The sequence below is a fragment of the Nocardia alni genome (assembly GCF_019038435.1).
In the GTDB taxonomy this organism is placed as follows: Bacteria; Actinomycetota; Actinomycetes; order Mycobacteriales; family Mycobacteriaceae; genus Nocardia; species Nocardia alni.
In genome coordinates this window covers 44,874-59,285 of the sequence record NZ_JAGPOX010000050.1, presented here as the reverse complement: position 1 = coordinate 59,285, position 14,412 = coordinate 44,874, and the positions used below count along the sequence as shown (strand labels likewise).

Annotated in this window: 16 protein-coding genes; 7 read left to right on the top strand and 9 right to left on the bottom strand. The window is 68.0% G+C overall.

The features are described 5' to 3' along the window. The 4 genes from JZ791_RS20260 to JZ791_RS20245 all read left to right on the top strand — a co-directional run. Window positions 1-295: DUF4229 domain-containing protein (locus JZ791_RS20260; RefSeq protein ID WP_254205993.1), on the top strand; the 295-nt coding region annotated here is incomplete at its 5' end. Window positions 296-409: 114 nt separating this feature from the next. After that, window positions 410-631 carry a helix-turn-helix domain-containing protein gene (locus JZ791_RS20255; protein ID WP_215915637.1) on the top strand — a complete coding sequence of 74 codons (222 nt, stop codon included), beginning with the start codon at window positions 410-412 and terminating at the stop codon, window positions 629-631. Continuing rightward, window positions 631-1,215: a Clp protease N-terminal domain-containing protein gene (locus tag JZ791_RS20250; protein WP_216896719.1), complete on the top strand. Its 585-nt coding sequence runs from the start codon at window positions 631-633 to the stop codon at window positions 1,213-1,215. The genes JZ791_RS20255 and JZ791_RS20250 overlap by 1 nt, the downstream gene beginning before the upstream one ends. Window positions 1,216-1,287: 72 nt before the next feature. Continuing rightward, window positions 1,288-1,677, top strand: a complete 390-nt coding sequence (locus JZ791_RS20245) for a phage holin family protein (RefSeq protein ID WP_216896718.1) — start codon at window positions 1,288-1,290, stop codon at window positions 1,675-1,677. 14 nt (window positions 1,678-1,691) lie between these two features. Here the strand turns inward: JZ791_RS20245 and JZ791_RS20240 are convergent, their stop codons facing one another. Further along, on the bottom strand, window positions 1,692-2,558 hold the full coding sequence (locus JZ791_RS20240) for a 1,4-dihydroxy-2-naphthoate polyprenyltransferase (RefSeq protein WP_216896717.1): 867 nt from the start codon (window positions 2,556-2,558) through the stop codon (window positions 1,692-1,694). A gap of 250 nt (window positions 2,559-2,808) precedes the next feature. Between JZ791_RS20240 and JZ791_RS20235 the strand changes: the two genes are divergently transcribed. Continuing rightward, the gene (locus JZ791_RS20235; protein ID WP_308163003.1) at window positions 2,809-6,276 is read left to right on the top strand and encodes an AfsR/SARP family transcriptional regulator; all 3,468 of its coding nucleotides are present in this window, start codon (window positions 2,809-2,811) and stop codon (window positions 6,274-6,276) included. A gap of 112 nt (window positions 6,277-6,388) precedes the next feature. On the opposite strand, the gene JZ791_RS20230 is transcribed toward JZ791_RS20235, so the two are convergent. The 8 genes from JZ791_RS20230 to JZ791_RS20195 form a co-directional block, all read right to left on the bottom strand. Then, a complete protein-coding gene (locus JZ791_RS20230) occupies window positions 6,389-7,231 on the bottom strand; it encodes an ABC transporter permease (protein ID WP_216896716.1) in 843 nt (280 codons plus the stop codon). After that, the gene (locus tag JZ791_RS20225) at window positions 7,228-8,253 is read right to left on the bottom strand and encodes an ATP-binding cassette domain-containing protein (protein ID WP_216896715.1); all 1,026 of its coding nucleotides are present in this window, start codon (window positions 8,251-8,253) and stop codon (window positions 7,228-7,230) included. Before JZ791_RS20225 ends, JZ791_RS20230 begins: the two co-directional genes overlap by 4 nt. Before the next feature lie 68 nt (window positions 8,254-8,321). Then, the gene (gene menE / locus JZ791_RS20220) at window positions 8,322-9,479 is read right to left on the bottom strand and encodes an o-succinylbenzoate--CoA ligase (protein ID WP_308163002.1); all 1,158 of its coding nucleotides are present in this window, start codon (window positions 9,477-9,479) and stop codon (window positions 8,322-8,324) included. A gap of 60 nt (window positions 9,480-9,539) precedes the next feature. Then, window positions 9,540-9,851, bottom strand: a complete 312-nt coding sequence (locus JZ791_RS20215) for a DUF3349 domain-containing protein (protein ID WP_216896727.1) — start codon at window positions 9,849-9,851, stop codon at window positions 9,540-9,542. Window positions 9,852-9,924: 73 nt separating this feature from the next. Then, on the bottom strand, window positions 9,925-10,227 hold the full coding sequence (locus tag JZ791_RS20210; protein ID WP_216896714.1) for a hypothetical protein: 303 nt from the start codon (window positions 10,225-10,227) through the stop codon (window positions 9,925-9,927). Then, entirely contained in the window at window positions 10,227-11,552 is a 1,326-nt protein-coding gene (locus JZ791_RS20205; protein ID WP_216896713.1) for an inorganic phosphate transporter, read from the bottom strand. Before JZ791_RS20205 ends, JZ791_RS20210 begins: the two co-directional genes overlap by 1 nt. Window positions 11,553-11,649: 97 nt before the next feature. Further along, window positions 11,650-12,048 carry a VOC family protein gene (locus JZ791_RS20200; RefSeq protein WP_216896712.1) on the bottom strand — a complete coding sequence of 133 codons (399 nt, stop codon included), beginning with the start codon at window positions 12,046-12,048 and terminating at the stop codon, window positions 11,650-11,652. A 17-nt stretch (window positions 12,049-12,065) separates the two neighbouring features. After that, entirely contained in the window at window positions 12,066-12,959 is an 894-nt protein-coding gene (locus JZ791_RS20195; RefSeq protein WP_216896711.1) for a 1,4-dihydroxy-2-naphthoyl-CoA synthase, read from the bottom strand. A 147-nt stretch (window positions 12,960-13,106) separates the two neighbouring features. Here JZ791_RS20195 and JZ791_RS20190 point away from each other — a divergent pair, with 147 nt between their 5' ends. Both JZ791_RS20190 and JZ791_RS20185 read left to right on the top strand, forming a co-directional pair. Beyond that, window positions 13,107-13,763, top strand: coding sequence for a PaaI family thioesterase (locus JZ791_RS20190; protein WP_216896710.1), 657 nt, complete (start codon window positions 13,107-13,109; stop codon window positions 13,761-13,763). An 86-nt stretch (window positions 13,764-13,849) separates the two neighbouring features. Continuing rightward, a complete protein-coding gene (locus JZ791_RS20185) occupies window positions 13,850-14,296 on the top strand; it encodes a DUF6918 family protein (protein WP_216896709.1) in 447 nt (148 codons plus the stop codon). Window positions 14,297-14,412 lie beyond the last annotated feature (116 nt).

Below are 14,412 nucleotides of genomic sequence, written 5' to 3'. Positions count from 1 at the left end.
CGGGGCCCCCGCCCCGGCGGGCCGGCGGCTGGCGCGCAACCTGGTTCTGTACACCGTTGCCCGGCTGGCGCTGGTCGCGGTCATTGCCGCGATAATCGTGGCTGTCGCGCATTTGCTGAACGTCCAAATTCCGGTAGTGGTGGCGATTTTGTTCGGGCTGATCGTCGCGATGCCGCTGTCGCTGGTGCTGTTCAAGCGCCTGCGGTCGCGAGTGAATCAGGACATCGCGGCGGTCGACGAGAAGCGGCGCACCGACAAGGCGCAGCTGCGCGCGCGTATGCGCGGCGACGAGTAGCCCTTCCGTGTAGCAACCGGGACTGACCTGCCCTTTTGTCATCTCCGCGCAACTTCTCGGCCGTGATGTCAATTTTTGTTGACGACCGCTCGATGTCAACGTAAATTGACGTACATGAGTGAAGCAACGACCCTGGCGGCCGCCGCCGGCAGTCCCGATCCCACGGTCGGCCTGCGTGCGGTGCTTGCGCTGCGGCGGTTGCTCGAGCGTCTCGAGGCGATCCAAGTGGCCAATGCCCGCACGCAGGGCTGGTCCTGGCAAGCGATCGCCGACGCGCTCGAGGTCAGCCGGCAGGCGGTCCACCAGAAGTACAACCGGAGAGGCGGAATCCGCTGATGTTCGAGAGATTTGCCAGGGCCGCGAGGTATGCGGTCGTAGTAGCGCAGGAGGAAGCACGCGAAATGCGTTCTCCGAGTGTCGCTGTCGAGCATATGCTGCTCGGTATAGCCATGAGCCCGGATACTGGGGTACGGAAGATACTGGAAGACAACGGAATTACGGCCAGATCGATTCGAGAATCGTTGACCGACAGGCAGTCCGGTGAGCCGCTCGGCGAAGATGACGCCGCCGCATTGCGATCCATCGGCATCGACCTGGAGGCTGTGCGGGCAAGCCTGGAGGAAACCTTCGGCGCGGACGCGCTGGACCGTTCACCGGCCGCCGAAAAGCCGCGTGGGCGCTTCGGATTCGGTGACGGCATGAAGTCCGGGCACATCCCGTTCGATCGGGATGGGAAGAAGGCGCTGGAACTGTCACTGCGCGAGGCTGTTTCGCGCGGCGACAAGACCATCGAGGCGGCGCACGTACTGCTCGGCGTGCTGCGTGCCGCGAACGAGCCGACTCGCGAACTGCTGGGCGGCGAGACGGGCATCGCGGCACTGCGCCAGGCGGTACACCAGCTGCTCGACCGGGCGGCGTAGGTCCCCGCCCGATGCTCCGGCGCCCCGGCGGCATATCGGGTCCCATGGCGTCGTGCCAGCTAGCATGGCGCCATGGCCCTTCTGCTCCGCCTGATCATCAACGCCGTCGCGATCTGGCTCGCGTCCCTGTGGGTGCACAACATCGAGCTCGTCAGCCCGGCGGACAAGGGCACAACCGGCAAGGTCATCGTTGTGCTGGTCGTCGCGATCGTTTTCGGCCTGGTGAACGCGCTGATCAAGCCGATCGTCAAACTGCTGTCACTGCCCTTGGTCGTGCTGTCCCTCGGCCTGTTCCTGCTGGTCATCAACGCCCTGATGCTGTGGCTGACCGCGGTGATCACCGAAACCACCGCCTACGGGCTGCGGGTCCACGGCGTGGGCGCGGCGATCCTGGGTGCGATCATCATCACCGTGATCAACTGGATACTGGGCATCTTCGTGCCCGAGGGCGGCCGGGACTAGAACCTGCCGGGCTCTCAGATCGCCAGCGTGACCGCGGTCAGGATCGACCACAGCAGCATCGCCAGGCCCGTATCCCGCAGCGACGGAATCAATCCGGGCCCTTGCTGTCCGCCGCGCACCGGTCCGTTGGAGCGCACCGCGAGCGGAATCGCCAGCAACCCGAGCAGTGCCCACGGGGTGCGCGCGGCCAGCGCCAGCGACGCCACGAACGGCGCCACCATCAACACCAGATGCAGTGTGCGGGTGCGGGTATCGCCCAGCCGTACGGCCAGCGTCGTCTTGCCCGTCACCGTATCGGTGGGTATATCGCGCAGATTGTTGGTGACCAGCACCGCGCTGGAGAACGCGCCGACCGCCACCGCGCCGACCAGGCCGGCCCAGTCCAGCCGCCGCGCCTGCACGAATTCGGTGCCGAGTACCGCGATCAGCCCGAAGAACACGAATACCGCGATCTCGCCGAAACCGCTGTAGCCATAGGGTTTCCGGCCGCCGGTGTAGAACCACGCCCCGGCCAGGCAGGCTGCGCCGACCAGCAGCAGCCACCACGCGGTGGTCAACACCAGCACCAGACCGAACACCGCGCCCACGCCCAGGCTGGCGATCGCGGCGGTCTTCACCGCGCGCGGCGAGGCCACACCGGACCCGACCAGCCGCAACGGCCCGACCCGCTCGTCATCGGTGCCGCGGATGCCGTCGGAGTAGTCGTTGGCGTAGTTGACCCCGATGATCAGGGCCAGCGAGACCACCAGTGCGAGCACCGCCCTCCACCAGACCGCACCGCCGAGCGAAGCCGCCGCGCCGGTGCCGACCAGGACGGGGGCGATGGCGTTGGGCAGGGTGCGCGGCCGCGCACCCTCCAACCACTGTGCTGCACTAGCCATGATCGGAAGCCTAATCGTCACCCCGGAATCGACAAGCCGCGCGCCACCCTATCGCTAGCATTATTTCGATATATCGGAGTATTCTGTGCGGGGAGTATCCCGCGGCTCGGTGTGGGTGGTCACGATGCCGCGTGCCCGATAATCGGTGGACCACCCATTTACGATGGCATTCGGAATGATTCCTGATCACAGTGGTTCGGCGGGCGCAGCGGCGACAGGTATCCGGTCGGGCGACGGCCGGGACGTAGCGGTGCCCACAGGGACCGTGCGAGTAGTGCTGCTGGGCGAGATCGCGGTGAGCCGCGACGGCGCCGGTCCGGTCGCGGTGCCCGGTGCGCGGGCCCGTCTGCTGGTCGCCGCCCTGGCCACCCATTCGGGCCGTAGCCGCAGCGCCACGGCGCTGATCGAGGACGTCTGGGGTGAGCAGCCCCCGCGCGCTCCGATGAACGCCCTGCACACCCAGGTCTCCCGGCTGCGTTCACTGCTGCCGGACGGTGCGCTCGAGGTCGGTCCGGCCGGATATCGGCTGACCCTGACCGAGGAGCAGATCGATCTCACCCTGGCCCGCCGCCTCGAGCGGCAGGCCCGCGAGCGGCACGCCGCGGGGGACGATGCGGGTTGCCTGGAGCTGGTCGTGCGGGCGCGGGCGCTGTGGCGCGGCGAGCCGGGTGCGGATCTGCCGCCCGGGCCGGCCGCCGAGGATCTGGCCGAAGCGGCCGCGACCCGATGGCACGCCCTGGACGAACTGGAATCGGCCTCCCGGGAGAAGTCCGGCGATTTCGACGGTGCGGTGCGGATCGCGCGGCGGATCGCGGCGGCCCGGCCGCTGGACGAACCGGCGCACGGCACCCTGATGCGGCTGCTGGCCGCGGCAGGCCGCGGCAATGAGGCATTGGAGGTCTTCGCATCCGTTCGGGCCCGGCTGGCGGCCGAACTCGGGGCGAATCCCGGTCCGGCGCTCGCCGAGCTGAACATGGCGATCCTGCGCGGGGAATCGATGATCTCGCGTGGCCGGTCGGCGAAGGACGGTGACCGGTCGGTCGATGGCGTCGCGCCGGTGAACGGTTCGCGATCGGCGGCGGCGAGCCGGCCCGTGGATTCGGCCTCCCCTTCCCAGGGCTTCGCGGCACCACCGGATTCGTCGGCCTCCGATGCGTCGCCGAGTCCGCTATCGCCCGCGGCGTCTTCGGATGCCGCGTCCCCGAACGCGTTGTCCCAGAACACACCCCAGCCCTTCGGGACGATCGGTCTGCGTGCCGCGCCGAATCAACTGCTGGGTCGTGCCACCGATCTCGTCGCGCTCGACGATCTGCTCATCGCCAGCCGGGTCACCACGGTGCTCGGCCCGGGCGGTACCGGAAAGACCAGGGTGGCAAACGAATTGGGTCAGCGGACCGCGCAGCATTTGCCGGTCGTCCTGGTCGAGCTGGCCTCGGTGCGCGCCGCGCCGGACGAGGCCCGCGCCGAGGTGGAGACCGCCATCGGCGCGGCCCTGGGCGTCGCCGAGGTGGCTCGCGAGGGCGCGGGTCTGCGCCCGGGCTTCCGGATCGACGCGCGCCAGCGATTGCGCGACGCGGTCGCCGCCCGGCCGATGCTGCTGATTCTGGACAACTGCGAACATCTCATCGACGCGGTCGCCGAGGTGGTCGCCGACCTGGTCGGCGCCTGCGATCGGCTCACCGTGCTCACCACCAGTCGCGCACCTCTGGAGATCACCGCCGAGGCGGTGTATCCGCTGCCGCCGCTGACCATCGATGAGCACGGCTCGCCCGCCACCGAACTGTTCGCTGCGCGCGCCCGCGCCGTGCGGCCGTCGGTGCGACTGGATCCGGCGGTGGTGGCCCGGCTGTGCCGCACCCTGGACGGGCTGCCGCTGGCGATCGAACTGGCCGCGGCGCGTGTGCGGACCATGAGCGCCGAGGAGATCGAGGCGCGGCTCGAACACCGATTCACGCTGCTGCGCAGCGGAGATCGCAGCTCCCCGCAACGCCATCGCACCCTGCACGCGGTGATCGACTGGAGCTGGAATCTGCTGGACGAACCGCAGCGCATCGCGCTGCGACGGCTGTGCCGGTTTCCGGCCGGATTCACCTTCACCGCAGCCGAACTCGTCGCCGACGGGCCGGAGGTCGGCGATATCGCCGCCGCCGTGGACGGCCTGGTCGGCCAGTCGCTGCTGTCGGTACTGGACGACGAATTCGGTGGCATTCGCTACCGAATGCTGGAGACCGTCCGGGAATTCGGCGAGGAACGCCTGACCGAGGCCGGTGAGACGGATCTGGTGATGGATCGAATGGCGTTGTGGGCCAAGGATCTAGCGATCGCCGCGTATCACCGCTATACCATCCGCAAGGACCAGGTTCCGGTGGTGCTCGAGGTGGGCGTGGAACTGGACAACCTTCTCGCGGTCCTTCGGCACGCCCTGGACAGGGGCCGTGCCGAGACGGTGTACACGGTGTTCCCGCTCGTGGGCATGCTGTGGGCCCTGCGCGGGGCACATGGCGAACTGATCGGCTGGATGCCCCGGGTGCTGGCGGTACCGCCGCCACCGGCCCAGTCGCAGGAGCCCCTGGACGATCTCCAGATGTCCGCGCAGGCGATGTTGGCCATGCATATGACCTTCGGCGGGTTCGGGCTGCGCGACGGAGCCGTATTGCGCACCAGGATACGGCGACTGCTGCGCGGATCCACCACGCTGACACCGGGATCCAGGTTCATCGGCGAGATGCTGTGCCTGCGGCCCACGCCGATGCGGGTGGCGCGCAAGCTCAGTGAGGGTGTGCGTTCGCCCGACCTGGAGACCCGCACGTCCGCCTTGATGCTGCGGGCGAACCTCCGGGAGAATGCCGGTGACCTCTACGGCTCGATGCGAGATGCGCAGTGCGCCAAGCGGGATGTTCCCGATACCGACGTGTGGAGCACGGCGATGCTGTATCAGCACCTGGCCCAGCTGTCCGCGCAGACCGCCCGATACCGGGAATCGGCCGAGCACTATCGCCGTGCCGTGGACGCCCTGCAGCAGTTCAGATGTTTCGACGAGGTCGCCGAAATATCCAGCTACCTTGCCATTTCGCTGGTCGGTGCGGGTGAGCCGGAGCAGGCCAGGCAGGTACTCGAGCAGGCGGCCGGATTCGTCGAGGGCGATGCCGGGCCCGAGGATCCGGTGCTGCGCCCGAACCAGCGCCGCGCCGCGCTTCAGGTCGGCTGGTTCGAACTAGCCTTGGCCCAAGGCGATGTCGAGGCCGGGCTGCGACGCGCGCGCCGGGCGCTGGAGTTGCTGGCCTGGCCCGCCGCTGAGCAGGTGCCCGGACCGGGCACGGCCGTCACCGCCGCCGCGGTACTACATGCGCACCTGCTGAACGACGGCCTGGACGCCGTACCGAGGTTGCCACAGGAACTCGTCGACTTCACTCGTGATCAGTTTCTCATGTACATCGACCGTCCCCAGATCGGCTCGGTAGCGGTGGCCATCGGCTCGTACCTGCTCACCGTCGACAAGTTTCCGGACACCGGCCGGGAACTGATCGTGCTCGGCCTCAAGGTCAAAGCGCGGCAGGACGTCCCGTCGGCACGCATCGACCGACATCTGGCCCGGCACGCGGCGGCGACCACCGAGGAGTTGATGGCACCGGTCCGCGAGCGCGTCGCCCGGTTGGGCCGGAGCAGTGCGGGCGACCGCATTCTGGCACTGTTCGAACAGCTTTCGGGGAAGCTGTAGCAGCGCAACGGGTCGCGGCCGAATATCTGCCCGGCTGACTGTGCGGACTCGAGCAGCCGCCGATCCCGCCGGATGACGCATCCGGCGGGATCGGGTTGGGATCGTTCGGGTTTCAGGCTCGGCGCATGTAGGCCCGGATGGCCAGTGGGGCGAAGATCGCGATCACGATGAGTGAACCGACCAGGCACCACACGATATTGCTGGAGTAGATGTTGCCGTTCATCAGTTCACGGCCCGCATTCACCATGTAGTACACGGGATTGGCCTTGTCGATCGCCTGCATCCAGCCTGGCATGGTCTTGACCAGTGCGAAGGCGCCGGACATGAACGTCAGCGGGAACATGATCATCATCGAGATGCCCTGCACCGAGGCGGCGCTCTTGCCGGTCACGCCGACCAGGGCCCAGATCCAGCTGATCGCGAACGAGCAGAACACCACGATCAGGCCCGCCACCACGACGCCGGCGACGCCGCCGTGCGGACGGTAGCCCAGGATCAGGCCGACCACGACGGTCAGCGTGGTGGCGATGACGTAGCGGACCATATCGGCCAGCAGTGCGCCCGACAGCGCCGCGACGCGGGCGATGGGCAGGGATTTGAATCGGTCGAAGACGCCCTTGTCCATATCCTCGCGCAGCTGGGTACCGGTGACTACCGAGGTCAGCACGACGGTCTGCACCAGAATTCCAGGGATCAGCACGGGCAGGTAGTTGTGCACGCTGCCGCCGATCGCGCCGCCGAAGATATAGGCGAACAGCGCCGTGAACAGCACCGGCTGGATCGTGACGTCGAACAGCTGCTCGGGGTTGTGCCGCATCTTCAGTATGCCGCGGTAGGCCATGGTCAGCGAATTCGCGATGGTCTGGCGCACGCTGATGTGGTTGCTGACGTTGGGAATCGCGGCGGGGCGGCGGACGGCCGCGGGTTGTGCGGGGGCGGTGACTGTGGTGGTCATGCCGCACTCCTTTCGGAATCGGTGGTGGCGCCCTCGGAGTCGCCGGACTCGGCCCCGTGGCCGGTCAGGGAGAAGAACACCTCGTCCAGGCTGGGCTTGCTGACGTTGATCTCCTCGATCCGAATGTCGTTGTCGCGCAGACGGATCAAGAGATCTGCGGTGAGGCTCGGATCGTCCAGCGGCACGGTGATCCGTCCCGCTTCGGGGCTGACGGTGGCCTCGATGAGCCGTCCCGCGGCACGCGAGAGGAATTCGCTGACCAGGGCGCGGGCCGGTTCGAGGGTGCTCGGATCGGCCACGGTGAGCTGCAGGGCGGACAGGCCGACCGATGCCTTCAGCTCGTCCGAGGTGCCGTCGGCGATCACCTTGCCGCGGTCGATCACCGCGATCCGGTCGGCCAGCTGATCGGCCTCGTCCAGGTACTGGGTGGTGAGCAGGACGGTCGCGCCCTCGCGCACCAGGCGGCGGATGGTCTCCCACATCTGGGCGCGGGTGCGCGGATCCAGGCCGGTGGTCGGCTCGTCCAGGAACAGCAGCGGAGGCGTGGCGATCAGGCTGGCGGCCAGGTCCAGGCGCCGGCGCATGCCGCCGGAGAAGTTCTCCAGGGCCTTGTTCGCCGCCTCGGTCAGCCCGAATTCCTCGAGCAGTTCGGCCGCCTTGCGCCGGGAGGCCGATCGGCTCAGCCCGAGCAGGCGCGAGAAGATGATGAGATTTTCGGTCGCGCTGAGCTTTTCGTCCACCGAGGCATACTGTCCGGTGACGCCGATCAGGGAGCGGACCGCGGTCGGCTCGGCGACGACGTCGCGGCCGAAGATGCGCGCGCTGCCCCCGTCCGGGCGCAGCAACGTGGCCAGCATGCGGATGGTGGTGGTCTTACCGGCTCCGTTGGGCCCGAGCACGCCGTAGACCGCGCCTTGCGGCACCGTCAGGCTCACGCCGTCGACGGCTCGCTGCTCCCCGAAGACCTTGACCAGCCCGTCCGCCTCGATCGCGAGACTGTTGGAGGGTGTGTAAGAAGTCATGCGGTAACAGTGCGGCCCGCGTCTTGCACACCCCTTGCGCCGCTATTGCACGCCTACGCAAGATCCTTTCAGCGGGTCGTGCTGGTCAGCAGGTGCTCGCGCAGGGCGGCTCGGTTGGGCTTGCCCGGCCCCCGCATCGGGATCTCTTCCACGATCGCCAGCTCGCGGGGGGCGGCGGTCGAGTCCAGGGCGGCGACGACGTGGGCGCGCAGGTCGTCCAGGGTCGGCCGGGCGCCGGGTTCCGGGACCACCACCACGACCACACGCTGGCCCAGGCGTTCGTCCGGCAGGCCGAGCACGACGCACTCCCGCACGTCCGGGTGTTCGACCAGGACGGCCTCGACCACCTGCGGGATCACCAGCAGACCGCCGGTGGAGATGGCCTCGTCCAGGCGGCCGGTGATGCGCAGGACGCCGTCCTCGACCACCCCGGCGTCGTCGGTGCGGAACCAGCCGGGCTCGGCGAAGGCCGGATGCTCCGGGATCCCGCGATAGCCGCTGGCGAGCATGTCGCCGCCCAGCAGCACGCGGCCGTTCTCGATGCGGACCGTCGTCCCGGTCAACGGCACGCCGTCGTAGACGCTGCCGCCGCAGGTCTCGCTCATGCCGTAGGTGCGCACAATGGTGATCCCGGCGGCGCGGGCGCGCTCGAGCACCGGCAGGGGGGTGGCCGCGCCGCCGACGAGCACCGCGTCCAGCGAGGCCAGGGCCTCGACGCAGGCCGGATCGTCGAGGGTCTTGATCAGCTGTGTCGGTACCAGCGAGGTATAGCGGCGCGCGCTCCTCATCCCGGAGATCGCACTGGTCAGGCCGCTGGTCAGGAAACCGTCCGAGACATCCAGCACCGCGGGCTCGGTCCCGGCCAGGACGCCGCGCATCAGCACCTGCAACCCGGCGATATGGTGGGTGGGCAGGGCCAGCAGCCACTGGCCCGGGCCGCCGAGCCGCTCGTGTGTGGCCTCGCCGCTGGCCCGCAGCGCCGCCGAGGTCAGCATCGCGCCCTTGGGCACGCCGGTGGTGCCCGATGTGGTCACCACCAGGGCGATATCGTCGTCGATGGGCTCGCCGGGGCGCAGGGCGCTGGACAGGCGATGGGTCTCCCGGCGGTCGCCGCCGGGCACCGGTAGCCAGGCTGGACCGCTACCCTCCAGGGCATCGCGCAGGTGGGGAAGGACATCACCCACCCCGGCGCCGGTCGGCATGGGAAGGGTCCGCAGGGTACTCACTGTAGCGATCGTGTCATGTCTGGGCCGACGACCCGCTAACGGGTCCCGAGCCTCCTTCGGCTAACTCGAGGGATCGGGTGTCTCGGACGCCGGTGTCGCAAGTGGCCAGCCACCGGACTCGAGCCGGGCGGTCACCCTGGCGATATCGTCCTCGCCCGGCTGCTCTTTGGCAACTCGGCTGATCGCCTCCTCGATCTCGTGGCGGGCGATCTCGTCGTCACCGGCGCGCTCGCGCACCAACTCGTCCACGACGACGTGTACCTCGAAGTCGGTGAGCCGTCGGTGCAGCACCGCCAGCAGCGCGACATAGTCGGACTGCGGGACGCCCTGCGGATATCCGGCCTTGAGCCAGCCGAGAACCTTCTGCAACATCGACCCGGATGCCGTCGACGGGTCGGGTGGCTGTGGTGTCTGCGCTGTCACCGATGATCCTTTCCGTCAAATCTCAATCGAACAGGTGGATGCCGAAATGGGAGGCGATGAATGCCTTGGCGACGTAGAGCACGCCCGCGATCACGATCGCGAGGACGACCGCGTAGCACGCCACGGCCGCGGCGAGGGCGGCGCGGCGGCGGGAGAGCGGGATCCCGGAGGCATTCGTGCCGCCGGGCGCACCCACGACCGCGGCCCGGCTGAGGGATTGGAATCGGACGCCGACGGCGAAGATCGTGGGTAGTCCCGCGCCGAACAGAAGTGCGGCCAGGGCCACACGCCACAGTTGCTGCAGATCGGTCACCACTGTGTGCATCAGGTCCTCCCGGCCGATTCCGAATCGTGCAGCGGTGGTTCACCGTCCTGGGGCGTTCGTGCGACGCCTGGCGAATCCGCCGGCGCGGTCGTGTCCCGTACCGCCGAGTCTCCGTCACCGATCGTGCCGGAGGCACCGTTCGGGGATATGCCGTCACCGGTCGAATCGCTGCCGGGTGAGCCGGATGCCCCCGCCCACTCGTCGTTGACGTTGCCCGCGTGCACGGGCGAGCGGCGCGAGCGCATGTACATGTACGCCGACAGCACCACCAGCAGTGCGAACACCACCAGCACCCCGGCAAGCCCGCCGATCAGATCGGCCAGTCCCCAGCAGCACGCGCCCACCAGCCCGGCCAGTGGCAGGGTGACCAGCCACGCGATCGTCATCCGTCCCAGCACGCTCCAGCGGACCTCGGCGCCGGGCCTGCCCAGACCGGTGCCCAGGATCGAGCCGGTCACCGTGTGCGTCGTGGACAGTGGCAAGCCGAACTGCGCGGAAGTGAGAATGATTGCCGCGCTGGTGGCCTCGGCGGCCAAGCCCTGCGGTGGTGTGATGTCGACAAGGCCCTTGCCGAGGGTGCGGATGATTCGCCAGCCGCCCAGCGCGGTGCCCAGCGCCATGGCCAGCCCGCAGGCCAGGATCACCCACAGCGGCAGTGCGCTGTTCGGTGACACCGATCCGTGGGCGATCAGGGCCAGGAAGATGATGCCCATCGTCTTCTGCGCGTCGTTGGTGCCGTGCGCGAGCGATACCAGCGAGGCCGAGCCGATCTGGCCCCAGCGGAATTCGCGGTTCACCGCGCCCGATTCGATGCCCCGGGTGATGCGGTAGATCAGCCAGGTGCCGATCGCGGCGACCAGCGCGGCGACGATCGGCGCGAGCACCGCGGGCACGATGATCTTGGTGAGCACGCCCTTCTGGCCCGCGGACCAGATCACCCCGTTCCAGCCCAGCGCAGCGACGGTGGCGCCGATCAGCCCGCCGAACAGTGCGTGCGAGGAACTCGACGGCAGCCCGAGCAGCCAGGTCAGCAGATTCCACAGGATGCCGCCGACCAGGCCCGCGAACACGATGTCCAGGAGTGCCTGGCCGTGCACCGCGTTCAGGCGGACGATGCCCTCGGCCACGGTCGCGGCGACGCTCACGCTCAGGAACGCGCCCACCAGATTGAGCACACCGGACAGTACGACGGCGGTACGCGGCCCCAGGGCGCCGGTGGCGATGGAGGTGGCCATCGCGTTCGCGGTGTCGTGGAAACCGTTGGTGAAGTCGAAGGCCAGGGCGGTGACGATAACGATGAGCAGCACGAATAGTTCGGCGGTCACTCACCCAGTGTGCGCGATCGGTCCGTAAAACAGACCGATAGGTCCCCGGTTGTTCCGAAATTTACGAGTGGTATTCCTAATGTTTGCTATCTGGTTGCTATTTGAATTTGGGCGGCCTGGCGTCGCGGCGCAGCGGGTGACCGTCGGGCACCTCCACCAGCACGATCGGCACGTCGTCCGGATCGCGCACCCACATTTCGATCAGTCCCCACGACTCCTGCACCGGCCCGCGATCGATCCGGACTCCGCGCAGGGCGAGCTGGGCCGCTGCGTTGTTGACGTCGCGCACCTGGAGCCAGAGCGCCCCGGCGAACCCGGCCGGGGCGTCCGGCTCCCGGCCGTGCCCGGCCACCTCGATCAGCGTCGGTCCGGCGAAGAACACGGTGCCGCCCGGATATTCGCGCGCGATGGCCAGGCCCAGCGCGTCCCGGTAGAAGCCGAGAGTCAGCTCGTAGTTCGCCGGACGCAGCAGCGTCCGGCTGCTCAGAATCTCCACCCGACCGAGAGTAGGCGTCAGAAGTACCAGGGGTACGGACTCCAGTCCGGCGCGCGCTTTTCCAGGAACGCGTCGCGGCCCTCGACGGCCTCGTCGGTCATGTAGCCCATGCGGGTGGCCTCTCCGGCGAACAGCTGCTGGCCGACCAGGCCGTCGTCGGTGAGGTTGAAGGCGTACTTGAGCATGCGCTGGGCCTGCGGGGATTTGCCGAGGATATCGGCGGTCCACTCCAGGGCCTCGTCCTCGAGCCGGTCGTGGTCGACCACGGCGTTGACCGCGCCCATCAGGTGCATCTGCTCGGCGGTATAGGGCCGGCCGAGGAAGAAGATCTCCCGGGCGAACTTCTGGCCGACCATCTTGGCCAGGTACGCGCTGCCGTATCCGGCGTCGAAACTGCCCACATCGGCGTCGGTCTGCTTGAAGCGGGCGTGCTCGCGGCTGGCCAGGGTGAGGTCGCACACCACGTGCAGGCTGTGCCCGCCGCCCGCGGCCCAGCCGTTCACCAGTGCGATGACGACCTTGGGCATGAACCGGATCAGTCGCTGCACCTCGAGGATGTGCAGCCGTCCCCCGCGAGCCTTGTCGACGGTCTCGGCCGTCTCTCCGCTGGCGTACTGGTAGCCGCTGCGGCCGCGGATGCGCTGATCGCCGCCAGAACAGAACGCCCACCCGCCGTCCTTGGGGCTGGGCCCGTTGCCGGTGAGCAGCACCGCGCCCACATCGGAGCTCATCCGCGCGTGGTCGAGCGCGCGATACAACTCGTCCACGGTGTGCGGCCGGAACGCATTGCGCACCTCGGGCCGATCGAACGCCACCCGGACCGTGCCCTGCTCGATATGCCGGTGATAGGTGATGTCGGTCAGATCCTCGAACCCCGCCACGGGTTCCCACAATTTCGGATTGAAAGTCACTGTGCTGATTTTGCCCTTTGCTTCGCTCCGGGCGGTTTTCGGCGCCCGAAGGCGTGTCGGTGGTTGCGACAGGTATGTAAGCGATGTACGCGGGGCCTACCGGAGAGTTTGGTTTGACGGCGTAAGAAGGCACGTTAGCGTGCAGGTATGAGCGAACGAGCGGAACCGGTTGTCGATCGCAGTGCGACCGACCCTGATCGGTACGAGGGGCACGGCGGGTTTCCCAAGGTCGAGCAGGCCGAGCCGGGGCCGAATTTCGCGCCGTTCCTCGAGGCCATGCGCACACTGCAGGATCTGGCGGTGTCGGTGGATCCTCCGGACGAGGTGTTCGGGCAGGCGACCGCACTGGCGCAGCAGATGATCGATCTGCTCGCGCCCTACGACGCGCCGGAACGTCAGGGGCCCGCGGGGCGGGTGAGCGCGCTGCCGGGGCGCGGCAGTCTGCTCATGCCGCCGTGGATTCTGGTCGAGGCGGGGCCAACTGGTGTGCGGATGCGCGGCGAGTTCCGTCGCTACCACCTCGGCGGCAACGGGGCCGCACACGGCGGGGTGCTGCCACTACTGTTCGACGATCTGTTCGGGGCGCTGATGCACTATGCCGGTCGACCGATCAGCCGTACCGCGTTTCTGCACGTCAACTACCGTAAGATCACGCCGCTGAACGTTCCGCTCGTGGTGGAGGGCACCATCGATCGCGTCGAGGGGCGCAAGACTTTTGTAAGCGCAAGGCTCCGAGACGAATCCGAAACACTGCTCGCCGATTCTGAAGGACTTATGGTCCAGTTGCTGCCTTGGCAGCCATAGTGGTAACAGTGCCGTGTGCCGGTATCGTCCGGTGCGTATAGTTGCGTGCGCTCGCTCATCGAATATCTATCCGGAGGAACCTGAAAGTGGTTGCTGCACTGTCTGAATCCCTGCTCGACGACACCAAGCGCTCGGCCTTCCTTGCCGATGCCCAGGAAGTTTTGGACGCCGAGGTGTCGGATAAGGGTGGCGCGTCCGGGCTTGCCGTCAAGGGCGGATACGCCGCGGTGAAGAAGGTAAGCCCGACCATCATCGGGGATGCGCTCGAGTCGTTCGTGCCCAAGTTCGTCGAGAAGCTCGAGCCGTTCTGGGCTGAGTACAAGGGCAACGGCGCCGGCTCGTTCGCCGATCTGCTGGTGTCCAAGCAGGACGAGGTCGCCGAGGCGCTTCTGTCGGTGACCGACGTGCGGGCCGAGAGCTCCTCGCGCCCGGCGTTGAAGAAGGTCTACTCCTCGCTGCGCTCCTCGGCGAAAAAGAATGTCGCCGAGGCGCTTCCGCGGGTCGGTGACCTGGTCCAGAAACACGCGGGCTGATTGGTTCGCGAAGCTGATCGACCGGCATTGCCGGTCGATCAGCACCGGGCGCCGATATTCGCTTTGTCAGGTTAGTGAACCCTCACTTATCGTGGAGTGTGAGCGGGGCGACGCCC